Origin of the sequence: Pelomonas sp. KK5, from assembly GCF_001984095.1 — a bacterium.
Taxonomy (GTDB): Bacteria; Pseudomonadota; Gammaproteobacteria; order Burkholderiales; family Burkholderiaceae_C; genus KK5.
The window spans coordinates 21,335-43,752 of the sequence record NZ_LYVQ01000024.1 but is presented as its reverse complement, the minus strand read 5'-3'; the positions used below and the strand labels follow the sequence as shown (position 1 = coordinate 43,752).

Below are 22,418 nucleotides of genomic sequence, written 5' to 3'. Positions count from 1 at the left end.
GCGGGGGCGGTGGGGCCGGCGCCGGCACCGGGACGAGCGGCAACAACAGCAGCAGCTTCGGCAACCAGCTCAACGCCACCAGCAACAACAACAGCCTCGGCGGCGCCAGCGGCAGCAATGCCTCGAGCCAGTCGACCACGCCGGTATCCGCCTCGCCCAGCCCGTCCACCGGCGGCTTCGTGCAGGCCGACCCGGCCACCAACTCGCTGATCATCACCGCCCCCGATCCGCTGTACCGCCAGATCCGCAACGTGATCGACCAGCTGGACGGCCGCCGCGCGCAGGTCTACGTGGAGTCGATGATCGTCAAGGTCGACGTCTCCAAGAGCGGCAACTTCGGCTTCCAGTGGCAGAACCTGTTCGGCAAGACCGTGGGTCTCGGCACGAACTTCGGCACCGGCTCGGCCAACATCATCACGGACTCGGTGGCCACGGCCAGCAACAACTCAACAACGATCGGCACGGCGCTGCAGTCTGCGCAGCAAGGCCTGAACTTCGCCGTGTTCAAGAAGATCGCCGGCGTCTACACGCTCGGCGCGCTGGCCAACTTCCTGGAGAGCCAGACCGGCGCCAACGTGCTGTCCACGCCCAACCTGGTGGCGCTGGACAACGAGGAGGCCAAGATCGTGATCGGCCAGAACGTGCCCTTCGTGACCGGCACCTACACGACCTCGACCACCGGCACCAGCTCGCCCTTCCAGACCGTCGACCGCAAGGACGTGGGCCTGACGCTGCGCATCCGCAGCCAGATCGGCGAGAACGGCACGATCCGCATGACGGTCTACCAGGAGAATTCCTCGGTGGTGGCGGGCACCAGCTCCTCGACCAATGGACCGACCACCGACAAGAGCGCGATCGAGACCACCGTCACCGTCGACGACGGCTCCATCATCGTGCTGGGCGGCCTGCTGAAGGACGAGTACAGCGACGGCGAGGACGGCGTGCCCGGCCTGGCCAGCCTGCCGCTGGTGGGCAACCTGTTCAAGAGCAACAACCGCAAGCGCATCAAGACCAACCTGATGGTCTTCCTGCGCCCGGTCGTGCTGCGCGACCAGGCCACCGCCGACCAGCTGACGCTGGACCGCTACGACTCGATCCGCGCGGTGCAGCAGGCCACGGTGCCGGCCAAGACCGCCGTGCTGCCCGACACCGGCGCGCCGGTCGTGCCTGCCAACCCGAACAGCAGCCCCTTGAGCATCAAGGAACAGAACGCCGGCTCGCCGACCGAACCGGCCAAGGACCGCTGAGGCGGAGCCCCTGACGATGGCCACCAAGCATCCCCTGCCCTACGCCTGGGCCAAGTCCCATTCGGTGCTGCTGGAGGACGACGGCAGCTCGCTGGTCCTGTGGGCGCCGCTGGACGTGGGCCTGGCCACGCTGTCCGAGGTGCAGCGCCTGCATCCGGTCGACCGGCTCGAGCACGAGGCACGCGCCACGCTGGCCGAGCGCATCGCCGTGGCCTACGCGGGCAGCGAGTCGAGCGCGGCCACCGTGGTCGGCGAGGTCGAGAGCGCGATCGACCTGTCGCGGATGATGCAGGACCTGCCCGCCGTGGAAGACCTGCTGGAAGCGGCCAACGACGCGCCGATCATCCGCATGCTTAACGCATTACTTACGCAGGCTGCGAAGGACGGCGCCAGCGACATCCACATCGAGCCCTACGAGCGCGCCAGCAGCGTGCGCTTCCGCGTGGACGGCACGCTGCGCGAGGTGGTGCAGCCCAACCGCGGCCTGCACGCGGCGCTGATCTCGCGGCTGAAGATCATGGCCGAGCTGGACATCGCCGAGAAGCGCCTGCCGCAGGACGGCCGCATCTCGCTGCGCATCGGCGGCCGCGCGATCGACGTGCGCGTCTCCACGCTGCCCTCGGCCCATGGCGAGCGCGCGGTGCTGCGCCTGCTGGACAAGACCGAATCGAAGTTCACGCTGGAAGGCCTGGGCATGAGCGGCGACGTGCTGGGCGCCTTCAAGCGCCTGGTGCAGCAGCCGCACGGCATCGTGCTGGTGACCGGCCCGACCGGCTCCGGCAAGACCACCACGCTGTATGCCTCGCTGCAGACGGTGGACACGGCCACGACCAATGTGCTGACGGTGGAAGACCCGGTCGAGTACGAGCTGCCCGGCATCGGCCAGACCCAGGTCAACGGCAAGATCGACCTGAGCTTCGCCAAGGCGCTGCGCGCAATCCTGCGCCAGGATCCGGACGTGATCATGATCGGCGAGATCCGCGACTACGAGACGGCGCAGATCGCCATCCAGGCCTCGCTGACCGGCCACCTGGTGCTGGCCACGCTGCACACCAACGATGCGCCCAGCGCCGTCACCCGGCTGACCGATATGGGCGTCGAGCCCTTCCTGCTCAGCTCCAGCCTGCTGGGCGTGCTGGCGCAGCGGCTGGTGCGGCGGCTGTGCGAGGTCTGCAAGCGGGTGGACGGCGACGGGCGCTACCACCCGGTGGGCTGCGAAGCCTGCGGCATGACCGGCTACAAGGGCCGCACCGGCGTCTACGAACTGATGCAGGCCGACGAGAAGGTGCGCGGCCTGATCCACCAGAAGGCGGCGGAGAGCGAGCTGCTCGCCGCCGCGCAACTGGCGGGCCTTCGCTCGATGCGCGAGGACGGGGCACGCCTGGTGGCCCAGGGCATTACCTCGGCCGAAGAGGTGCTGCGGGTCACGCGCGAGTAGCAGGCGCCGGGCCTCAGTCCGCCAGCGCGGCGTAGCCGGCGACGCTGGCTTCCCAGCTCAGCTCCCGGGTCACCGTCTGGCGCAGCGCCCGCGCCATCGCCTGGACCCGGGCGGGCGCCCCGAGCGCGGCCGAGATGGCCAGCGCGCAGGCCACCACGCTGCCGCCCTCGAACAACGTGCCGGTGCGCCCCTCCTTGACCAGCTCCTGATGCCCGGGGATGCGCGAGGCCACGATCGGGGTGCCGGCCGCGGCCGCCTCCAGCAGCGCCAGCGGAAAGGATTCGGAGCGCGAGCTCTGCACCATCAGCCTTGCGCTCGCCATCAGGCCGGCCACCTCTAGCGGCCGCAGGTTCACGCGCAGCTCCACCCGGCCGGCCAGGGCCAGCTCTTCGACAAGCGCCTGCAGAGCCGGCAGCTCGGGCCCCTGGGGGCCGGCGATCACCAGGCGCAGCATCGGGAACTGCACCGCCAGGCGAGCGAAGGCCCGGATCGTCAGCTCGTGGGCCTTGACGGGCATGTAGCTCCCGACCGAGAGCAGGTAGGGCTGCTGCGCGCGCCCATGGCCGGCCTGCGGCGTGAACAGGCTCGCATCGACGCCGTTGCGGATCGTGACGAGGCGGTGCGCGGGCAGGATGCCGTCCAGCGTGCGGCTCAGCCGCTCGCCGAGCGAAGGCGAGCAGACGACGACCGCATCGGCGCTGGCCAGGCACAGGCGCTGCACCCAGCCGTCAAGGCGCCCCTCCAGGCGCCGCACGTCGGTGCCGTGGTAGGAGAGGATCAACCGGCCGCGATAGATGCCCAGCCTCTTCAGCAGGGCCACCCCAAGCACATTGCCGCCCGGATAGTGGAAGTTCACCGCCCGCACCTTGCTCCGCTGCAGCAGCCGCGCCAGCCGCCACAGCTGCGGCGGCCCCGCCAGCAGCGCCTTCGCCAGGCCCAGCGGGCTGGCCTGGCCCAGCGGCGTGGCACGGAAGTGCGTGACGCCGTCGATGTCGGCGGGCCGGCGGCAGGCCCAGTCGCTCACCAGCAGCCGCGGGCGCAGCCCGCCGTCCCAGTGACGCATCAGGTTGAGGACCACGCCGGTGACACCACCGGCATGGGCGGGCGCCCAGGGCAGCACGAACAGGATCGCACCGGGGGAGCCGGAACCAGAATTTGACTGCATACCCTTCTGGACTCGAGGTCGGAGGCGCGTGGGCGAAGCGCCATCGCGGGCCGCTATCATCTGGTCGCATCCGCACAGCCCGCCTCCTGCGCCCTAGGGGCCGCCCCTCATGCAGGGGTCGCCCCGGCGACGCAAGTCCTGACCCCTCCTCCCCGTTCATGCCCGCCTACAAGTACGACGCTCTCGATGCCGCCGGCCGCGCCAGCAGTGGCCTGGTCGAGGCCGACAACCCGCGTGCCGCCCGCGCCCTGCTGCGCACCCGCGCGCTGGTACCGCTGGCGGTGGAGCCGGTGACGCAGCAGCAGACGGGCGGCGGGCGCGTGCTGTTCGCGCGGCGCGTGTTCAGCCCGACCGCGCTGTCCGTCTGGACCCGCCAGCTGGCCGGCCTGGTCGGCGCGGGCCTGCCGATCGAGCGGGCGCTCACCGCCCTGGCCGACGAGAGCGAGCAGCCCCGCCAGCGCGAACTGCTGGCCCAGCTGAAGGCCGAGGTCAACGCTGGGGCCACCTTCGCCCGCGCGCTGGCCACCGCGCCGCGCGAGTTCGACGATGTCTACCGGGGCGTGGTCGCCGCCGGCGAGCAGAGCGGCGCGCTGGGCCTGGTGCTCGAACGCCTGGCCGATGATCTCGAAGAGCGCCAGGAGCTGCGCAGCAAGCTGATCGGCGCAATGGCCTATCCGCTGATCGTCTCGGTGATCTCGCTGATGATCGTGATCTTCCTGCTGACCTATGTGGTGCCGCAGATCGCCACCGTGTTCACCAGTTCCAAGCGCGCCCTACCCTTCCTGACGGTGGCGATGCTGGGCTTGAGCGACTTCGTGCGCCAGTGGGGCTGGCTGCTGCTGCTGGGCCTGGTGGGCGGCGCCGTGGCGCTGCGCATGGCGCTGCGCGGCCGCGCCTTCCGCGAGCGCTTCGATGCAGGCCTGCTGAACCTGCCGCTGGTGGGCCGGCTGGCACGCGGCTACAACGGCGCCCGCTTCGCCGCCACGCTGGCCATGCTGGCCGGCGCCGGCGTGCCGATCCTGAAGGCGCTGCAGGCGGCGGCGGAGACCTTGTCCAACACCGCCATGCAGGCCGATGCGATGGACGCGCTGGTGCAGGTGCGCGAGGGCGCACCGCTGGGCTCGGCGCTGGCCGCGAAGAAGCGTTTCCCGGGGCTGCTGGCCATGTTCGCGCGCCTGGGCGAGCAGACCGGCGCGCTGCCCGAGATGCTGGGCCGCGCCGCGCGCCAGCTGGGCACCGAGGTGCAGCGCCGCGCGATGACGGCAGCCTCGCTGCTGGAGCCCCTGCTGATCGTCGGCATGGGCGCGGTGGTGATGCTGATCGTGCTGGCCGTGCTGCTGCCGATCATCCAGCTGAACACCTTCGTCAAGTAGCGAACAGGCTCTCGGCGCGCTGGTAGAGCACCCAGCTGGTGGCGATGTACTTGTTGCCGCCCTTGGGCCGGTTGCCGCGGTGCGTGTGGGTGAAGCCGCCCGGCGCGATCAGCAGGCTGCCTGTGCGCGGCACGATCCTGCGCTGCTGGTAGAGGAATTCGGTCTCGCCCTCTTCGAACTCGTCGTTGAGATAGATCGTCCACAGCAGCGCACGGTGCAGCGCATCGCCGTTGTCCCCGCGCTTGGGGTACTGCTCGCTGTGCCAGTAGGGATAGCCGCCCTGGTCGGCGAGGTACTTCTGGATGTTGATGCCGCCGGGGCGGAAGACCTTGGCGATCAGGCCGGCGAGCAGTTCGTCGTTCATCGAGGCCACCAGGTCGGCATCGACGAGGGCCATCTGCCCGTCGGGCTTCTGCATCTTCAGCTGCAGCGGCGCCAGCGCCACATGGGCATAGCGGCGCAGGTAGTGCGTGAAGCCCTTGAGCATCGCGTCGTTGAGCTGCTGGCGCACGTCGGCCCAGCCGGATGCCGTGTCCAGCGAGATGTCCCAGCTGTCCTTCAGGCTCACGTCCACACCGCCGCCGGTGCTGCCGCGTTGCGCCTGGCCGGCGGCGTCGAAGCGCCCGATCAACTGGGCGCAGGCCTCGGGCGCCAGCACGCCTTCGTAGACCTCGATGAAATCCAACATGACTTCCCTGTGCGTTGCAGGGCCGCAGTCTAAGATGAGTTCCATGCCTGCCACGCTGGACGCCCACCATCTCGTCGTCGCCATCTCCTCCCGCGCGCTGTTCGATTTCGAGGAAGAGAACGAGCTGTTCGAGGCCAGCGACGACCATGCCTACATGGCCCTGCAGCAGCGGCGCATGGACGTGCCGGCCAAGCCCGGTGCCGCCTATTCGCTGGTGAAGAAGCTGCTGGCGTTTCCGCGCGTCGAGGTGGTCGTGCTGTCGCGCAACGACCCGATCTCCGGCATGCGCGTGTTCCGCTCGGCCGCCCATGACGGGCTCAACATCCAGCGCGGCGTCTTCACCCGCGGCGCCTCGCCATGGCGCTATCTGCGTCCGCTGAAGGCGCACCTGTTCCTGTCCACGAATGAGGCCGACGTGCGCTCGGCGCTGGCCGCCGGCGTGGCGGCGGCGCGCGTCTATCCGCTCTCGGCGCGCGCCTCGGAGGCGCATCCGGACGAGGTGCGCATCGCCTTCGATGGCGACGCGGTGCTGTTCTCCGACGAGGCCGAGCAGGTCTTCCAGCGCGACGGCCTCGATGCCTTCCAGAGCCACGAGTCCGAGCATGCGCTGCGGCCGATGGCAGCCGGCCCGTTCAAGCCGGTGCTGCAGGCCTTGCAGCGGCTGCAGCAGCAGGACAAGGATGGCCCGATGCGGGTGCGCACCGCCCTCGTCACCGCCCGCAGCGCCCCGGCGCACGAGCGCGCGATCCGCACGCTGATGGACTGGCAGGTGGAAGTGGACGAGGCGATGTTCCTCGGCGGCCTGGCCAAGGGCGAGTTCCTGCGCGAGTTCGAGCCGGATTTCTTCTTCGACGACCAGGTCGGCCACATCGCCAGCGCGAGCGCCCACGTGCCGGCCGGCCATGTGGCGGCGGGCATCTCCAACGGCCCACCGTGACCTCCGGCCGGCGCGCCGGCCTGGCCGAGAATGCGCGGCTTCGCAGTTCGAACCCGCCGTGCCCATGTCGCTCCGCCTCAGCCATCTCGCCGCCGCTGCCGCCCTGCTCGCCTTCGGCACCGCCGCCCAGGCCCAGCAGACCGGCTTCTACCGCCAGCCCGCTCTGCAGGGCGAACAGATCGTCTTCGTGGCCGAGGGCGACCTCTGGCGCGTCGGCATCCAGGGCGGCCCCGCCCAGCGCCTGACCACCCATCCCGGCTACGAGACCACGCCGGCCGTGTCGAGGGACGGCCGCTGGATCGCCTTCGTCGCGCAGTACGACGGCACCACGGCCCGCGACGGCGGCGACGCCTACCTGATGCCGGCCGCCGGCGGCCAGCCGAAGCGCCTCACCTGGGACGGTGCCGGCGTGCGCGTCTGGGGCTTCAGCGCCCAGGGCGAGATCATCATCACCGCGCCTACCGTCAGCGGCCAGCCGGGCGGCACGCTCTACGCGATCAAGCCCGAGACCGGCGAGCGCCGCGCACTCGGCGTGGCCCAGGCCACCGATGGCGCGCTGAGCCCCGACGGCAAACAGCTCTACTTCACCCGCGGCGGCCTGGTCGCCCACAACGACAACGCCAAGCAGTACCGCGGTGGCGGCATCGCCCGGCTGTGGGTGATGGACCTGGACGGCAAGGACGAGGCACGCCCGCTGCTCGCGGAAGGCAACAACGACCGCCGCCCGATGCCCTACAAGAGCGTGTACGGCGAGCAGCGCGTGGCCTTCCTGTCCGACCGTGACGGCACGATCAACGTCTGGTCCGTCAACGCCCGGGGTCAGGACTTGCGCCAGCACACGCAACTGAAGGGCTGGGACATCCGCAGCGCCTCGATCGACGGCACCCGCATCGCCTATGCGGCCGGCGCGGACCTGCATCTGCTGGACATCGGCGCCAAGACGGACAGCACGCTGAAGATCACGCTGGGCAGCGACTTCGACCAGCAGCGCGAACGCTTCATCGCGAAGCCTCAGGACTTCTTCAAGCAGGTCACGCTGGCGCCGGACGGGCAGCGGGTGATGCTGTCGGTGCGCGGGCACCTGGCGACGCAGGGCGTGGCCACGCTGCGCCGCGCGGAGCTGCCGCAACCGGATGACGGCCGCTGCCGCACCGGCGAGTTCAGCGCCGACAGCAAGTCGGTGTTCGCGCTGTGCGACTTCAGCGGCGAGGTCGAGATCTGGCGCTTCGCCGCCAACGGCCTGAACGACAAGCCGCAGCAGATCACGCAGGGTGCGAAGACGCAGCGCGTGGCCCTGTTCCCGTCGCCGGACGGCCGCTGGCTGGCCCACACCGACAAGGAAGGCCGCATCTGGCTGACCGACCTGCAGGCCAAGGCCGGCGAGATGCCTGCCACGCGCGAGATCGCGCAGGACCGCCTGAACGCCGAGCCCGCCGACTTCCGCTGGTCCCCTGACGGCAAGGCGCTGGCCTGGGTGATGTCCACCCGCGAGGCCAACCGCCAGCAGCTGCAGCTCTACACGCTGGCCGACGGCAAGCTGCAGTCGCTGAACAGCGATCGCTACGACAACGCCGCGCCGGCCTTCTCGCCGGACGGCAAGTGGCTGTACTTCCTCTCGCGCCGCGACTTCGCGATCACCGGCGAGGCCTCGCCCTGGGGCGATCGCAATATGGGCCCGTACTTCGACCGCGGCTGGAAGATCTTCGCGCTGGCGCTGCAGCCGGGGCTGCGCTTCCCGTTCGCGCCGCCGGACGAGTTGCAGCAGGCGGACAAGCCGGCCGACAGGAAGGATCCGAAGAAGGACGACAAGAAGGACGCCAGGCCCGAGCTGCCCGCCATCGTCGGCACCGGCCTGGCCCAGCGCCTGTACGAAGTGCCCCTGGCGCCGGGCAACTACACCGCGCTGCGCGCCACGGCCAAGGCCCTGTGGTTCATGGACACCGCCGTCACCACCGAGCGCAAGAAGAGCCTGCTGACGCTGGCGATCGACGACAAGGGCAGCAAGCCCGACACGGTCGTCTCGGGCGACATGCGCAGCTTCGCGCTGAGCGCCGACGGAGCCAAGCTGATGGTCGAGCGCGGCACCGGCACGCCGGAGGTGCTGATCGTCGACGCCGCGCCCAAGCTGCCGGGCGAGCTGGACAAGGTGCGCGTGAAGTGGAGCGACTGGCAGGTCGCCACCGACCCGAAGGCCGAATGGCGCGAGATGTTCGCCGACGCCTGGCGCATGCACCGCGACCACTTCTACGACAAGGCCATGCACGGCGTCGACTGGAACGCGGTGCGCGCCAAGTACGCGCCGCTGGTCGAGCGGGTCACCGACCGGGCCGAGCTGGGCGAGATCTTCGCGATGATGAGTTCGGAGCTGGGCGCGCTGCACAGCCAGATCGGCATGCCCGACCTGCGCAACGGCCCGGCCGATCCGGCCCTCGCCGGGCTTGGCGCTCAAGTAACGCGTCAGCCCGACGGCGCCTTCCGCATCGAGCGGATCTACCGCAGCGATCCGGAGCTGGTCGACGGCCTGTCGCCGCTGGCCGCGCCGGGCCTCGGCCTCGCCAACGGCGACCTGATCACCGCCGTCAACGGCCGGCCGGCTTCGTCCGTCGCGAACATCGCCGAGCTGCTGCGCGGCCAGGCGGACAAGCAGGTGCTGCTGACGATCAAGGGCATCGACGGCGCCGAGAAGCCGCGCATCGTGCTGCCGGTGCCGCTGGCCAAGGAGCAGGCGCTGCGCTACGGCGACTGGCGCTACAGCCGCGGCCTGGCGGTGGAGCAGGCCGGCGGCGGCCGCATCGGCTACCTGCACCTGCGCGCGATGACCCAGCCCGACATGGAGGACTTCGCCCGCGAGTTCTATGCGCAGATCGACCGCGAAGGCCTGATCATCGACGTCCGCTACAACAACGGCGGCAGCATCGAGAGCCGCATCCTCGAGAAGCTGATGCGCCGCGCCTGGGCCTTCTGGCAGAGCCGCTCTCCGGACGGCGGCAAGCCGGGCCCGAACATGCAGCAGGCCTTCCGGGGCCACGTGGTCGTGCTGGCCAACGAGGACACCTACTCCGACGGCGAGACCTTCGCCGAGGGCATCAAGCGGCTGGGGCTGGGCGTGCTGGTGGGCAAGACGACGGCGGGCGCGGGCGTCTGGCTGTCCGACCAGAACCGGCTGGTGGACAACGGCCTGGCCCGCGCCGCCGAGAGCGGGCAGATGCTGCCGGACGGGACCTTCATCATCGAGGCCAAGGGCGTGACGCCGGATGTCGACGTGGACAACCCGCCGCGTGCCACCTTCGAGGGGCGCGACGCGCAGCTGGAAAAGGCGATCGAGCTGCTGAAGCAGCAGATGGCCGAGAAGCCGATGGTGATGCCGAAGCCGAGCGCCTACCCGAAGCTCAGGACAGAGTAACCCGCGCGAACTTGCGCTTGCCCACCTGCGCGACGAAGGTCGCGCCGGGCTCCAGCTTCAGCCCCTTGTCGCTGATCACCGCGCCGTCGATGCGCACGCCGCCCTGCTCGATCATCCGCGTGGCCTCGCCGCCGGAAGCGACCAGGCCGGCGCCCAGCAGCACCTTGCCGATCAGCAGCGGGGCGCCGGTGAGCGTCACCTCGGGAATGTCGTCCGGGATGCCGCCCTGGGCGCGCTTGTTGAAGTCGTCCTCGGCGGCATCGGCCGCGGCAGCATTGTGGAAGCGCGCGGTGATCTCCTTGGCGAGCATGACCTTGGCGTCCTTCGGGTTGCGCCCGCCGTCCACCTCGGCCTTCAGCGCTGCGATCTCCGCCAGCGACTTGAAGCTCAGCAGCTTGAACCACTTCCACATCTGCTCGTCACTGATCGACAGGATCTTGGCGAACATGTCCTTGGCCGGCTCGCTGATGCCCACGTAGTTGTTCTTGGACTTGGACATCTTCTCGACGCCGTCCAGCCCCTCCAGCAGCGGCATCGTCAGGATGCACTGCGGCTCCTGGCCGTACTCCTGCTGCAGGTGGCGGCCCATCAGCAGGTTGAATTTCTGGTCGGTGCCGCCGAGCTCGAGGTCGCTCTTCAGCGCCACCGAGTCGTAGCCCTGCATCAGCGGGTAGAGGAACTCGTGGACCGAGATCGGCGTCTGGGCGGCGAAGCGCTTGGTGAAGTCGTCGCGCTCCATCATCCGCGCCACTGTGTACTTGGCGGCCAGCTGGATCATGCCGCGGGCGCCCAGCGGGTCGCTCCACTCGGAGTTGTAGCGGATCTCGGTGCGGGCCGGGTCCAGCACCAGCTTGGCCTGGGCGTAGTAGGTCTCGGCGTTGGCCTTGATCTGCTCGGCGGTCAGCGGCGGGCGGGTGCTGTTGCGGCCGGACGGGTCGCCGATCATCGAGGTGAAGTCGCCGATCAGGAAGATCACCTGGTGGCCCAGGTCCTGCAGCTGGCGCATCTTGTTGAGCACCACCGTGTGGCCGATGTGGATGTCCGGCGCGGTCGGGTCCAGGCCCAGCTTGATCCGCAACGGCACACCGGTCGCCTCGGACTTCGCGAGCTTCTGCAGCCAGTCGGCCTCGGGCAGCAGCTCCTCGACGCCCCGCTTGGAAACTTCCATGGCTTCCAGGACTTTGTCGGTCACCGGGTAACTGGTTTTTACGGCTGTGCGCGGGTCGGACATGGCGGGGCTCTGGGCTTTGTAAAGCCTTGATTCATCGGGTTTTCTTGGCCTTGGCGCCGCGCTGCGGCCGGTATACTTCGGCCTCATTTGCTGCGATGCACCATGCGGTGCCAGGCAGCGGATTCTAGTGGACAGGCTCATGTCCACCTTCAGTTCCACGGCCCGCCTCACAGGGTGCCGGCCCGGAACGACAAGATACGGCGGGATTCCTGTAGTGAGTGATCGGATTGAGAGCGTCAAGGCCAGCTTGACGCGTGTAGAGGCTTTTGCCGCAAAGCATCCGCGAGCCCTGACCGCGACCGTGGTGGGCCTGCTGAGCGGCTTCGCCGTGACCGCCTTCGGCATCGCACCGCTGGCGCCGGATGCGGGCGACCTGCCGCAACGCCTCGTCACCGAGACCGTCCAACCGCAGGGCAATTTCGATGCCCAGCTGGCCGAACTGGCCGCCCACGAACTCGTCCTGCGCCGCAGCGAGCAAACCCGCGCCACTGACACCGCCGACGCCCTGCTCCGCCGCCTGGGCGCGCTGGACCCCGCCGCCTCGCAGTTCCTGCGCAGCGACACCACGGCCCGCCGCCTGCTGCAGGGCCGCGCCGGCAAGATGGTCGAACTGGCTGCCGATGCCTCGGGCACGGTCCAGTCCATCGTCGCCCGCTATCCCGCCGAGAACGCGGAGCAGCAGGCCACCCACTTCACGCGGCTGACGATCGAACGCCAGGCCGACGGCAAGTTCACGAGCAAGGTCGAGACCGCCCCGCTGGAAACCCAGGTCCGCCTGGGCAGCGGCACGATCCGCACCTCGCTGTTCGCCGCCACCGACGAGTCCAACATCCCCGACGGCATCGCCTCGCAGATGGCCGACATGTTCTCGGGCGACGTGGACTTCCACCGCGAGCTGCAGAAGGGCGACCGCTTCTCGGTCGTCTACGAGGCCATGACCGCCGACGGCGAGCCGATCAGCTGGGACGCCTCCAACGGCCACCTGATCGCCGGCGAGTTCGTCAACAAGGGCAAGAGCTACCAGTCGGTCTGGTTCAAGGACGGCGTCACCGGCAAGGGCAACTTCTACGCCTTCGACGGCCAGAGCAAGCGCCACAGCTTCCTGGCCAACCCGGTCGAGTTCTCGCGCATCACCTCCGGTTTCGCGATGCGCTTCCACCCGATCCTGCAAAGCTGGCGCCAGCACAAGGGCGTCGATTTCGGCGCCCCGACCGGCACCGCGGTGCGCAGCGTCGGCGACGGCACGGTCGACTTCGCCGGCTGGCAGAACGGCTACGGCAACGTCATCAAGATCCAGCACAGCGGCAGCCGCGAGACGGTCTACGCCCACCTGAGCCGCATCGAGGTCAAGAAGGGCCAGAAGATCGGCCAGGGCCAGACGATCGGCGCCGTCGGCATGACCGGCTGGGCCACCGGCCCGCACCTGCACTTCGAGTTCCAGGTCAACGGCACGCAGCAGGATCCGCGCGCGATCGCCAAGGCGTCCGACGCCGCCACGCTGCCGGGCTATGCCCGCGCCAAGTTCGCCCAGACCGTGGCGAGCGTGACGACGCAGCTGCAGGTGGCGCGCTCGATGCAGGCGAGCGACGGCATCAGCGGCGCCGAATGAGCGTCCGCATCAGCAGCACCGGGGAACTCTTTATCGGCCTGATGTCCGGCACCTCGCTGGACGGGGTCGACGCCGTGCTGGCCCGCTTCCCCGCCGCGGGCGGCGACATGCAGGTGCTGGGCCACCAGTACAGCCCCTTTCCTTCCGCGCTGCGCGAGGAACTGCTGGCACTGAACGCCCCCGGCGGCGTGGACGAACTGCATCGCGCCGCCCTGGCCGGCAACGCCGTCGCGCGCAGCTATGCGGACACGGCCGCCCAGTTGCTCGAAGCCTGCAGCGTGGTGCCGGCCGAGGTGACCGCGCTGGGCGCCCACGGCCAGACCGTGCGCCACCGCCCCGGCGAGTTCGACGGCTGCGGCTACACCACCCAATTGCTCAACGGCGCGCTGCTGGCCGAGCAGAGCGGCATCGCCACCATCTGCGACCTGCGCAGCCGCGACGTGGCCGCCGGCGGCCAGGGCGCGCCGCTGGTGCCAGCCTTCCACCGCGCACAGTTCGGCAGCGCCGAGCGCGACGTGGCGGCGCTGAACATCGGCGGCATCAGCAATGTCAGCCTGCTCGCCGCCGATGGCACGACCACCGGCTTCGACTGCGGCCCCGGCAACTGCCTGATGGACCTGTGGATCGCCGAGCACCAGCCCGGCAGTCGCTATGACGCGGGCGGCGCCTGGGCCGCCACCGGCAAGGTCATCCCCACGCTGCTGGCCGACATGCTGGCCGAGCCCTATTTCTCGATGCCGCCGCCGCGCAGCACCGGCCGCGACCTGTTCAACCGCGTCTGGCTAACGCGTTACCTGAGCGGCAGCGAAAAGGCCGAGGATGTGCAGGCCACGCTGCTGGAACTGACTGCGCGCAGCATCGTCGACACGCTGCCGGCCGGCACGACCGAGTTGCTCGTCTGCGGCGGCGGCGCGCTGAACGGCACGCTGATGGCGCGGCTGCAGGCGCTGTTGCCCACCGCACAGGTCCTGCCCAGCGACGCACGCGGCCTGCCGGTGATGCAGGTCGAGGGCGCCGCCTTCGCCTGGCTGGCGATGCGCTTCATGCGCGGCCTGGCCGGCAATCTGGCGCGGGTCACCGCGCCGCCGGGCCGCGGCCACTCGGGGCGCTCTACCCAGCCTGAGCCGGCCTGAAAAGCACAAAGCCGCCCGAGGGCGGCTTTGCTTTGCCAGGCAGCGAGAAAGACGGCTCAGACCGAGAAGCTCGAACCGCAACCGCAGGTCGTCGTCGCGTTCGGGTTCTTGATCACGAACTGCGCGCCCTGCAGGTCTTCCTTGTAGTCGATCTCGGCGCCCATCAGGTACTGCAGGCTCATCGCGTCGATCAGCAGCGTGACGCCGTTCTTGTTCATCTGCGTGTCGTCTTCGTTGACGACCTCGTCGAAGGTGAAGCCGTACTGGAAGCCCGAGCAGCCGCCGCCCTGGACGAACACGCGCAGCTTCAGCTCGGGGTTGCCTTCCTCGGCGACCAGGTCGGCCACCTTGGCGGCGGCGCTGTCGGTGAAGACCAGCGGGCCGGGGACCTCGCCAGTGACGGGAGTGGATTCGAGGACTGCGCTCATGATGGATTCCTTGGATTCCTGTGTTGGCGCTATTGTCCAACACAAATAAAAAGGCCGCATTGTCTGCGGCCTCTTTGTACTGCCTGCCGGAGCAGGCAGTGCGATCGATCAGCGCTTGCTGAACTGCTTCCGGCGACGGGCGCCGTGCAGGCCGACCTTCTTACGCTCGACTTCACGCGCGTCACGCGTGACGAAGCCGGCGCGGCTCAGTTCGGGCTTCAGGGTCGCGTCGTAGTCGATCAGCGCGCGGGTGATGCCGTGACGGCAGGCGCCAGCCTGGCCGGACTCGCCACCGCCGTGGACGTTGATCTTGACGTCGAAGGCCTCGCCGTTGTTCGTCAGCAGCAGGGGCTGCTTGGCGATCATGATCGAGGTCTGACGGCCGAAGTACTCAGCAATGGTCTTGCCATTGATGGTGATCAGGCCGGTGCCCTTCTTGATGAAGACGCGAGCGACCGACGACTTGCGGCGGCCGGTTCCGTAGTTCCAGTTTCCGATCATCGTCGTTCCTTAGATTTCCAGAGCCTTGGGCTGCTGAGCGGCGTGCGGGTGGGTGTCACCGGCGTAGACCTTCAGCTTCTTCACCATGGCGTAGCCGAGCGGGCCCTTGGGCAGCATGCCCTTGACGGCCTTCTCCAGGGCGCGGCCCGGATGCTTGGCTTGCATGTCCTTGAACTTCGTGGCGTAGATGCCGCCGGGGAAGCCCGAGTGACGGTAGTACACCTTGTCGGTGGCCTTGTTGCCCGTGACACGCAGCTTGTCTGCGTTGATGATGACGATGAAGTCACCGGTGTCGACGTGAGGCGTGTAGATGGCCTTGTGCTTGCCGCGCAAACGGAGTGCCACTTCGCTGGCAACACGTCCGAGCACCTTGTCGGTGGCGTCAATCACAAACCACTCGTGCGTCACTTCGGCCGGCTTGGCGCTGAAGGTCTTCATGAGATTCTTTCGAGTAAAAGCTTTGTCGATTCGGCGCGTTCGGTGCTGTTTATTTGAGTCCACAGCCTCTCACCCACCGCTCTCCCCTCAAAGCCAGATCGGGGAAAGCCCGCGAGTGTATCACCAGGTGAGCCTTTTCCGCTAGTCTTGGGGGTCGAGAGCCGCCAGCAGCAGCGACTTTGCCAGGTAAACTAGGGGTTTACACGGATCGATATGCAGAAACCCGCCGACGACGCCACCTCCCTGGCCGCCAAGCCTCCGGCCTGGCTGCGCCAGCTGGCGTCCTGGGTGCCGATCCGCTCGCTCGCGAGCCGCCATCGCGGACGCATCGCACAGCACCTGCTGGCCTTGAACGAGCGCGACCGCTACCTGCGCTTCGGCTACCCGGCCACCGACGAGCAGATCTCCCGCTACGTCGTCGGCCTGGACTTCGACCATGACGAGGTGCTGGGCATCTTCAACCGCCGGCTCCAGCTGGTCGCGATGGCCCACCTGGCCTATGCGCCGATGCCGCAGCGGGCCGGCAAGCCGGCGATGGCGGAGTTCGGCGTCTCGGTCTCCCGCGAGGCGCGCGGGCGCGGCTTCGGCGCGCGCCTGTTCGAGCGGGCCGCTCTGCAGGCCCGCAACCGCGGCGTGGAGACCCTGTTCATCCACGCGCTGAGCGAGAACGCGCCGATGCTGAAGATCGCCCGCAATGCCGGTGCCAGGGTGGAGCGCGAGGGCTCGGAATCCGAGGCCTGGCTGCGGCTGCCGGAAGACACCGTGTCCTCGCACGTCGGCGAGGCGATCGAGCGCCACATGGCCGAGCTGGACTTCCAGTACAAGCGCCATGCCCGGACCGTGAACAGCGTTTTCAAGGGCATGTCCAGCCTCAAGGCCCGCCTGACCGGCGACAAGCGCAAGGCGCAATGAGGCTGCGCGATCTTTTTGCGATTTGCCGCGAATTTGTACACACATAACGCTAAAACTCGACGGAACCCGCCCGACTCGGGGGGATCAACCCCTGGGCAGACACGGAGCCCTGCATTGGATCCATGGGATAAAGTCATTCAATTACGCCGGAATTCCCTGCTTTTTTCCTCAATCACCTGCCCATGCCCGTCAGCAGCAGCATCGCCTGGATCGTCACCATCGCCCTCGGCTTCGTGCTGATGGCCATGGTGCTGGCCTGGGCGCTGCTGCGTCGGCCGGCGACGAACGCCAAGTCGCTGCCGGTCGAGTGGTCGCTGACGCCGCGCCCGGTCTTCAGTACCGACGAGCGCCGCGTCTACCGCCTGCTGCGCGAGGCCCTGCCCCACCATGTGATCCTGGCCAAGCTGCCGCTGGTGCGCTTCTGCCAGCCGGTGGAGGCCACCGAGGTCCGCTACTGGTTTGAGCTGCTGGGCGCGATCCACGTCACCTTCGCGATCTGCAGCCCCAACGGCCGCGTGCTGGCGGCCGTGGACATCGACACCAGCGAGAGAAACAGCGCCAGCGCCAGCCGCAGCCTGAGGATCAAGCAGTCGGTGCTGGCGGCCTGCCGCGTGCGCTACCTGCGCTGCCCGCTGGACAAGCTGCCGACCGCCGCCGAGCTGCAACTGCTGGTGCCTTACGGCAGTGGCCATTCGCGCGGCCCGCAGGCGGCGCCGAGCCCGGACCGCGCCCGCTCCGGCCCGCCGCGCCGCGCCTCGCAGGATGCCGTGCGCGGCAGCCTGTGGCAGGACTCGGCGATGTTCAACGACTCCTTCTTCGGGCCGGACAGCCGCTTCGACAACAACGGCAACACGGGCTTCGATGGCGGCAGCCGCAGCGGCTTCCAGAACAGCCGCGTCTTTTCCGACTCCGGCCTGGCCGAACCGCTCAGCGGCCCCTCGTCCCACTATCCGGACGAAGCGCCCAACGACATCGTCGGCGTCGTCGTCGATTCGCCCCGCTACGGCAACGGGCATCCGCCCCGCTGAGCCAGGCCCGAGGCCCCATACTGCGGGCCGATGGACGAACACGAGATCAACGCCGCCTTCGGCACGCTGACGCCGGAATTCATGCTCGATGCACTGGATGCCGCTGGCCTGCACGGCGACGGCCGCATGCTGCAGCTGAATTCCTACGAGAACCGCGTGCTGCAGCTGCACCTGGAAGACGGCCGCGTGGCCGTGGCCAAGTTCTACCGGCCCGGCCGCTGGAGCGACGCGCAGATCCTCGAGGAACACGCCTTCGCAGCCGAGCTGGCCGCCGCCGAAGTGCCGGTGGCCGCGCCCTGGATGCTGGGCGACTCGACCTTGCGCCACCAGGGCGGCCAGCGCTTCGCGGCGACCCTGCGCCAGGGCGGCCGCGGGCCCGAGCTGGAAGACCCCGAGGTGCTGACCTGGATCGGCCGCCTGCTGGGCCGGCTGCACAACGTCGGCGCGGCCCGGCCTTTCGCGCACCGGCTGCGCTGGGACAGCAGTCAACCCGGCATCGCCGCACGCGACTGGCTGCTGGCGAACAAGAGCATCCCGCTGGAGATCGAGCCGGTCTGGCTCGATGCCGCGAACCGCTGCCTCGACGCTGTCCAGCGGGCCTTCGATGCAATTCCCGGCTTGCTGACGCTGAGACTCCACGGCGACTGCCATCCCGGCAACATCCTGTGGACGCCCGACAAGGGCCCGCACTTCGTCGACCTGGACGACGCCGTCAGCGGCCCGGCGATCCAGGACCTGTGGATGCTGCTGTCCGGCGACGAGCTGAGCATCCGCCAGCAGCTCGCCTGCGTGCTGGAAGGCTACGAGACGGTGCGCGAGTTCGACCGCCGCGAACTGGCCCTGATCGAGCCGCTGCGCACGCTGCGGATGATCCACCACAGCGCCTGGCTGGCCAAACGCTGGAGCGACCCGGCCTTCCCGCTGGCCTTCCCCTGGTTCGGGACGCCGAACTACTGGAGCGACCAGGTGGCGAAGCTGAAGGAACAGCTCGCCTCGATGGACACCTCGCCTCCCGCGCCGCAGGCACCGGAGGACGAGGAGTACAAGTTCTGGGATATGTGATCAGGCCAGCAGCATCGCGTTGACGCGCTTCACATAGGCCGCCGGATCTTCCAGCGTGCCGCCCTCGGCCAGCACCGCCTGGTCGAACAGCACATTGGCCAGGTCGTCGAAGTGGGCCGAGCTGTCCAGCTTCTTGACCAGCGCGTGTTCCGCGTTGATCTCCAGCGTCGGCAGCGAAGCCGGCGCGCTCTGGCCCGCCTGCTTCAGCAGACGCGCCAGATGGCCGCTCATATCGCCGTCGTCCACGACGATGCAGGCCGGCGAATCGACCAGGCGCGTGGACACGCGCACATCCTTCGCACGATCCTTCAGCGAGGCCTTCAGACGGTCCAGCAGCGGCTTGTTCGCCTCGGCGGCGGCCTCGGCGGCCTTCTTCTCGTCCTCATCCTGCAGCTTGTCCAGGTCCAGCGCGCCCTTGGCCACCGACTGCAGCGGCTTGCCCTCGAACTCGTACAGGTGCGAGAGCATCCACTCGTCCACGCGGTCGGTCAGCAGCAGCACCTCGATGCCCTTCTTGCGGAAGATCTCGAGCTGCGGGCTGTTCTTGGCGGCCGCCAGCGAATCGGCGGTGATGTAGTAGATCGTCTCCTGGCCTTCCTTGGCGCGGCCGGCGTAGTCGGCCAGCGAGACGCCTTCGTCAGCATGCGTGGAGGCAAAACGGAACAGCTTGGCCAGGCGCTCCTGGTTCGTGTGGTCCTCGCCGATGCCTTCCTTCAGCACCGAGCCGAAGTCCTTCCAGAAATCGGCGTACTTCTGCTTCTCGGCGGCGTCCTCGCTGTCGGCCAGCGCTTCCAGCATCGAAAGCACGCGCTTGGTCGAACCTTCGCGGATCGCCTTCACGTCGCGGCTTTCCTGCAGCAGCTCGCGCGAGACGTTCAGCGGCAGGTCGGCCGAGTCGATCACGCCCTTGACGAAGCGCAGGTAGACCGGCATCAGCGCCTCGGCGTCGTCCATGATGAAGACGCGCTTGACGTAGAGCTTCACGCCGCCGCGCTTGTCGCGGTTCCACAGGTCGAAGGGCGCCTTCTTCGGGATGTAGAGCAGCTGCGTGTACTCGCTGCGGCCTTCCACGCGGTTGTGCGTGAAGGCCAGCGGCGCTTCGGTGTCGTAGCTGATCTGCTTGTAGAACTCTTCGTACTGTTCCTGGGTCACCTCGCTCTTGGCGCGCGCCCACAGCGCCGAGGCCTTGTTGACCGGCTCCCACTCGTCCTTGATGACCGACTTGGCTTCCTCGGCGACCCACTCTTCCTTGCGCATCAGGATGGGCAGCGAGATGTGGTCGCTGTACTTGCTGATGATGGACTTCAGGCGCCAGGTCTTCAGGAACTCGTCCTCGCCCTCGCGCAGGTGCAGGATCACGTCGGTGCCGCGGCCGGTCTTGGTAATGGTCTCGACCTCGTAGTCGCCGGTGCCTTCGCTGGTCCAGCGCACGGCCTGGTCGGCGGGCAGGCCCGCACGACGGGTCTCGACGGTGATGCGGTCGGCGACGATGAAGCCCGAATAGAAGCCGACGCCGAACTGGCCGATCAGGTTGGCGTCCTTCTTCTGGTCGCCTTCCAGCTTGGCCATGAACTCGCGCGTGCCGCTCTTGGCGATGGTGCCGAGATGGGCGATGGCTTCCTCGGCGCTCATGCCGATGCCGTTGTCGCTGATGGTGACGGTCTTGGCTTCCTCGTCGAAGGAAACCCTAACCTCGAGGTTCGGCGCATCCTCGAACAGCTGCGGATGGTCCAGCGCCTCGAAGCGCAGCTTGTCGCAGGCGTCCGACGCGTTGGAGACCAGCTCGCGCAGGAAGATCTCCTTGTTCGAGTACAGCGAGTGGGTCACGAGGTGCAGGATCTGCTTGACCTCGGCCTGGAAGGAATGGGTTTGCTTGCTCATGGGGCCCGTATTTTGGGCCATGAGCGGGGCTCTTCAAGAGGCCCCTAAACTGCCGCCCATGCTGCTCTACTGGTTCGACCTGCTCGGCGTCGCCGTCTTCGCCGTCAGCGGCGCGCTGGCCGCGATGCAGGCCGGCCTCGATCTGTTCGGCCTGCTGGTGCTGGCCGCCGTCACGGCGATCGGCGGCGGCACGCTGCGCGACCTGCTGCTGAATCGCCACCCGATCACCTGGATGCGCGATGGGCGCTACCTCGTCGTGATCGCCATCGCGGCGCTCGCCACCGCCACCTACGGCCAGCTCTCGGCGGGCGCGATGAAGGGCCTGCGCATCGCCGACGCGCTGGGCCTGGCCCTGTTCGCGCTGACCGGCACCGAGCTGGCCGAGGACTGCGGCATCCGCCGCGTCCAGGCGCTGCTGATGGGCACGCTGACGGCCGTCGGCGGCGGCGTGATCCGCGACCTGCTCAGCGGCCAGGTGCCGCTGCTGCTGCGCAAGGACATCTATGCGACGGCCGCGATCGCCGGCATCGCGCTCTACCAGCTGCTGCGCGCAGCGGGCCTGAAGCGCGACGTCGCCTTCGTCATCGGCATCGTCTGCGTGGCCGGCATCCGGCTGGCCGCCATCCGCTACGACTGGCAGCTGCCGGCGCCCGAGCTCTATCGCTGACGGCGCGCCTTCACCGCTGCGTCCAGCACCTCAAGCACCGCCAGCGAATCGTCCCAGCCCAGGCAGGCATCGGTGATGCTCTTGCCGTATTCCAGCGCGGCCGGATCGTCCTTGCCCGGCGAGAACTTCTGCGCGCCGTCGACCAGGTGGCTTTCCACCATGACGCCGAAAATCGACTGACTGCCGCCGGCGATCTGCTGGCCGATGTCCTTCGCCACATCGACCTGCCGCTGGTGCTGCTTGCTGCTGTTGGCGTGCGAGCAGTCCACCATCAGCCGCGCATCGAGCTTGGCCGCCGTCAGATCCGCGCAGGCCGCGGCCACGTTGGCCGCGTCGTAGTTCGGTGCCTTGCCGCCGCGCAGGATCACGTGGCAGTCCTTGTTGCCCTTGGTCTCGACGATGGCCACCTGCCCGTTCTTGTGCACCGACAGGAAGTGGTGCGGCCGGGCCGCGGCCTGGATCGCATCGGTGGCGATCTTGATATTGCCGTCGGTGCCGTTCTTGAAACCGATCGGCGCCGAGATACCCGAGGACAGCTCGCGGTGCACCTGGCTCTCGGTCGTGCGTGCGCCGATCGCGCCCCAGGCGATCAGGTCGCCGATGTACTGCGGGCTGATCACGTCGAGGAACTCGCTGCCGGCCGGCATGCCCAGGCGGTTGATCTCCAGCAGCAGCTGGCGGGCGATGCGCAGGCCCTCGTCGATGCGGTAGCTCTCGTCCAGGTACGGGTCGTTGATCAGGCCCTTCCAGCCGACCGTCGTGCGCGGCTTCTCGAAGTACACCCGCATCACGATCTCCAGCGTGCCGGCGTACTTCTCGCGCTGCGGCATCAGGCGCTTGGCGTATTCCAGCGCCGCGGCCGGGTCGTGGATCGAGCAGGGGCCGATGATGACCAGCAGCCGGTCGTCCTTGCCCTGCATGATCTGGCGGATCTTCGAGCGGGTGCCGCTGATCAGCTTCTCCATCGGCGTGCCGCGGATCGGGAAGAAGCGGATCAGGTGCTCCGGCGGCGGCAGCGGCGTGACGTCGACGATGCGCTCGTCATCGGTCTCGCTGGTCTTGTCTTCGGGCGCATACCAGCGCTCGGCGGCGGGGTTCAGCTTCGCGTTCATCGGATCACACAACCTTTCGATGGCACCAATAAAAAAACCGCCGGGGGTTGCCCGGCGGTTTCTGAGATTCGTTTGCGTCGTGTTTCTTTTGCCTACGCATTCGCCTCTCGGCCGCCGGTGCGGTGCGAGAACCAAAAGTAGCCAAAGAAAAAGGACTTCACTGCG

At 68.6% G+C, this 22,418-nt stretch carries 18 protein-coding genes and 1 pseudogene; 11 read left to right on the top strand and 8 right to left on the bottom strand.

Features of this window, described 5'->3' with window-relative positions; translation table 11 throughout:
* On the top strand, positions 1 to 1,247 hold a 1,247-nt coding region (locus B0W88_RS05640), incomplete at its 5' end, for a secretin N-terminal domain-containing protein (protein WP_304442571.1).
* Between the two features lie 16 nt (positions 1,248 to 1,263).
* Positions 1,264 to 2,685 carry a type II secretion system ATPase GspE gene (gene gspE, locus B0W88_RS05635; RefSeq protein ID WP_077033678.1) on the top strand — a complete coding sequence of 474 codons (1,422 nt, stop codon included), beginning with the start codon at positions 1,264 to 1,266 and terminating at the stop codon, positions 2,683 to 2,685.
* A 13-nt stretch (positions 2,686 to 2,698) separates the two neighbouring features.
* On the opposite strand, the gene B0W88_RS05630 is transcribed toward gspE, so the two are convergent.
* The gene (locus tag B0W88_RS05630; RefSeq protein ID WP_077033677.1) at positions 2,699 to 3,850 is read right to left on the bottom strand and encodes a glycosyltransferase family 4 protein; all 1,152 of its coding nucleotides are present in this window, start codon (positions 3,848 to 3,850) and stop codon (positions 2,699 to 2,701) included.
* Positions 3,851 to 4,008: 158 nt separating this feature from the next.
* On the opposite strand from B0W88_RS05630, the gene gspF reads away from it, so the two are divergent.
* Positions 4,009 to 5,223 (top strand): type II secretion system inner membrane protein GspF, encoded by a 1,215-nt coding sequence (gspF, locus tag B0W88_RS05625; RefSeq protein WP_077033676.1) that lies wholly within the window; start codon positions 4,009 to 4,011, stop codon positions 5,221 to 5,223.
* Here the strand turns inward: gspF and B0W88_RS05620 are convergent.
* Positions 5,216 to 5,908, bottom strand: coding sequence for a 2OG-Fe(II) oxygenase (locus tag B0W88_RS05620; protein WP_198937782.1), 693 nt, complete (start codon positions 5,906 to 5,908; stop codon positions 5,216 to 5,218). The two genes, gspF and B0W88_RS05620, sit on opposite strands and share 8 nt — an antisense overlap.
* Before the next feature lie 46 nt (positions 5,909 to 5,954).
* Between B0W88_RS05620 and B0W88_RS05615 the strand changes: the two genes are divergently transcribed.
* Both B0W88_RS05615 and B0W88_RS05610 read left to right on the top strand, forming a co-directional pair.
* Positions 5,955 to 6,848 (top strand): 5'-nucleotidase, encoded by an 894-nt coding sequence (locus tag B0W88_RS05615; RefSeq protein ID WP_077033674.1) that lies wholly within the window; start codon positions 5,955 to 5,957, stop codon positions 6,846 to 6,848.
* A 64-nt stretch (positions 6,849 to 6,912) separates the two neighbouring features.
* Complete coding sequence (locus B0W88_RS05610) at positions 6,913 to 10,251, top strand: S41 family peptidase (protein WP_077033673.1); 3,339 nt, start codon at positions 6,913 to 6,915, stop codon at positions 10,249 to 10,251.
* Here the strand turns inward: B0W88_RS05610 and tyrS are convergent.
* Positions 10,238 to 11,482: a tyrosine--tRNA ligase gene (tyrS, locus tag B0W88_RS05605; protein ID WP_077033672.1), complete on the bottom strand. Its 1,245-nt coding sequence runs from the start codon at positions 11,480 to 11,482 to the stop codon at positions 10,238 to 10,240. The genes B0W88_RS05610 and tyrS overlap by 14 nt on opposite strands.
* A gap of 301 nt (positions 11,483 to 11,783) precedes the next feature.
* Here tyrS and B0W88_RS05600 point away from each other — a divergent pair, with 301 nt between their 5' ends.
* Together B0W88_RS05600 and B0W88_RS05595 are read left to right on the top strand one after the other, a co-directional pair.
* A complete protein-coding gene (locus B0W88_RS05600; RefSeq protein WP_233151631.1) occupies positions 11,784 to 13,091 on the top strand; it encodes a M23 family metallopeptidase in 1,308 nt (435 codons plus the stop codon).
* A pseudogene (locus B0W88_RS05595) lies at positions 13,088 to 14,214 on the top strand (anhydro-N-acetylmuramic acid kinase). Before B0W88_RS05600 ends, B0W88_RS05595 begins: the two are co-directional and overlap by 4 nt.
* A gap of 66 nt (positions 14,215 to 14,280) precedes the next feature.
* On the opposite strand, the gene erpA reads toward B0W88_RS05595, so the two are convergent.
* The 3 genes from erpA to rplM all read right to left on the bottom strand — a co-directional run bounded on the left by erpA (position 14,281) and on the right by rplM (position 15,591).
* Positions 14,281 to 14,652 carry an iron-sulfur cluster insertion protein ErpA gene (gene erpA, locus B0W88_RS05590; RefSeq protein ID WP_077033670.1) on the bottom strand — a complete coding sequence of 124 codons (372 nt, stop codon included), beginning with the start codon at positions 14,650 to 14,652 and terminating at the stop codon, positions 14,281 to 14,283.
* Between the two features lie 108 nt (positions 14,653 to 14,760).
* A complete protein-coding gene (gene rpsI, locus B0W88_RS05585) occupies positions 14,761 to 15,153 on the bottom strand; it encodes a 30S ribosomal protein S9 (RefSeq protein WP_077033669.1) in 393 nt (130 codons plus the stop codon).
* Positions 15,154 to 15,162: 9 nt separating this feature from the next.
* On the bottom strand, positions 15,163 to 15,591 hold the full coding sequence (gene rplM / locus B0W88_RS05580; protein ID WP_077033668.1) for a 50S ribosomal protein L13: 429 nt from the start codon (positions 15,589 to 15,591) through the stop codon (positions 15,163 to 15,165).
* Between the two features lie 213 nt (positions 15,592 to 15,804).
* Between rplM and B0W88_RS05575 the strand changes: the two genes are divergently transcribed.
* From B0W88_RS05575 to B0W88_RS05565, 3 genes are all read left to right on the top strand, one after another.
* Positions 15,805 to 16,503 (top strand): GNAT family N-acetyltransferase, encoded by a 699-nt coding sequence (locus tag B0W88_RS05575; protein ID WP_077033667.1) that lies wholly within the window; start codon positions 15,805 to 15,807, stop codon positions 16,501 to 16,503.
* 182 nt (positions 16,504 to 16,685) lie between these two features.
* Positions 16,686 to 17,531, top strand: coding sequence for a DUF2726 domain-containing protein (locus tag B0W88_RS05570; RefSeq protein WP_077033666.1), 846 nt, complete (start codon positions 16,686 to 16,688; stop codon positions 17,529 to 17,531).
* Between the two features lie 30 nt (positions 17,532 to 17,561).
* Positions 17,562 to 18,593: a serine/threonine protein kinase gene (locus B0W88_RS05565; protein ID WP_077033665.1), complete on the top strand. Its 1,032-nt coding sequence runs from the start codon at positions 17,562 to 17,564 to the stop codon at positions 18,591 to 18,593.
* Here B0W88_RS05565 and htpG read toward each other — a convergent pair whose 3' ends face one another.
* Positions 18,594 to 20,474 carry a molecular chaperone HtpG gene (gene htpG / locus B0W88_RS05560; protein ID WP_077033664.1) on the bottom strand — a complete coding sequence of 627 codons (1,881 nt, stop codon included), beginning with the start codon at positions 20,472 to 20,474 and terminating at the stop codon, positions 18,594 to 18,596.
* Between the two features lie 58 nt (positions 20,475 to 20,532).
* Between htpG and B0W88_RS05555 the strand changes: the two genes are divergently transcribed.
* On the top strand, positions 20,533 to 21,141 hold the full coding sequence (locus B0W88_RS05555; protein ID WP_077033663.1) for a trimeric intracellular cation channel family protein: 609 nt from the start codon (positions 20,533 to 20,535) through the stop codon (positions 21,139 to 21,141).
* Here the strand turns inward: B0W88_RS05555 and B0W88_RS05550 are convergent.
* Positions 21,132 to 22,253: a 3-deoxy-7-phosphoheptulonate synthase gene (locus B0W88_RS05550; protein WP_077033662.1), complete on the bottom strand. Its 1,122-nt coding sequence runs from the start codon at positions 22,251 to 22,253 to the stop codon at positions 21,132 to 21,134. The genes B0W88_RS05555 and B0W88_RS05550 overlap by 10 nt on opposite strands.
* Between the last annotated feature and the right edge of the window lie 165 nt (positions 22,254 to 22,418).

What these genes read in the sequence shown, in the direction of transcription:
- gspE (WP_077033678.1), top strand. Translation starts at nt 1,264, where the DNA reads ATGGCCACCAAGCATCCCCTGCCCTACGCCTGGGCCAAGTCCCATTCG.
- B0W88_RS05630 (WP_077033677.1), bottom strand. Translation starts at nt 3,850, where the DNA reads ATGCAGTCAAATTCTGGTTCCGGCTCCCCCGGTGCGATCCTGTTCGTG.
- gspF (WP_077033676.1), top strand. Translation starts at nt 4,009, where the DNA reads ATGCCCGCCTACAAGTACGACGCTCTCGATGCCGCCGGCCGCGCCAGC.
- B0W88_RS05615 (WP_077033674.1), top strand. Translation starts at nt 5,955, where the DNA reads ATGCCTGCCACGCTGGACGCCCACCATCTCGTCGTCGCCATCTCCTCC.
- B0W88_RS05610 (WP_077033673.1), top strand. Translation starts at nt 6,913, where the DNA reads ATGTCGCTCCGCCTCAGCCATCTCGCCGCCGCTGCCGCCCTGCTCGCC.
- tyrS (WP_077033672.1), bottom strand. Translation starts at nt 11,482, where the DNA reads ATGTCCGACCCGCGCACAGCCGTAAAAACCAGTTACCCGGTGACCGAC.
- erpA (WP_077033670.1), bottom strand. Translation starts at nt 14,652, where the DNA reads ATGAGCGCAGTCCTCGAATCCACTCCCGTCACTGGCGAGGTCCCCGGC.
- rpsI (WP_077033669.1), bottom strand. Translation starts at nt 15,153, where the DNA reads ATGATCGGAAACTGGAACTACGGAACCGGCCGCCGCAAGTCGTCGGTC.
- rplM (WP_077033668.1), bottom strand. Translation starts at nt 15,591, where the DNA reads ATGAAGACCTTCAGCGCCAAGCCGGCCGAAGTGACGCACGAGTGGTTT.
- B0W88_RS05575 (WP_077033667.1), top strand. Translation starts at nt 15,805, where the DNA reads ATGCAGAAACCCGCCGACGACGCCACCTCCCTGGCCGCCAAGCCTCCG.
- B0W88_RS05570 (WP_077033666.1), top strand. Translation starts at nt 16,686, where the DNA reads ATGCCCGTCAGCAGCAGCATCGCCTGGATCGTCACCATCGCCCTCGGC.
- B0W88_RS05565 (WP_077033665.1), top strand. Translation starts at nt 17,562, where the DNA reads ATGGACGAACACGAGATCAACGCCGCCTTCGGCACGCTGACGCCGGAA.
- htpG (WP_077033664.1), bottom strand. Translation starts at nt 20,474, where the DNA reads ATGAGCAAGCAAACCCATTCCTTCCAGGCCGAGGTCAAGCAGATCCTG.
- B0W88_RS05555 (WP_077033663.1), top strand. Translation starts at nt 20,533, where the DNA reads ATGCTGCTCTACTGGTTCGACCTGCTCGGCGTCGCCGTCTTCGCCGTC.
- B0W88_RS05550 (WP_077033662.1), bottom strand. Translation starts at nt 22,253, where the DNA reads ATGAACGCGAAGCTGAACCCCGCCGCCGAGCGCTGGTATGCGCCCGAA.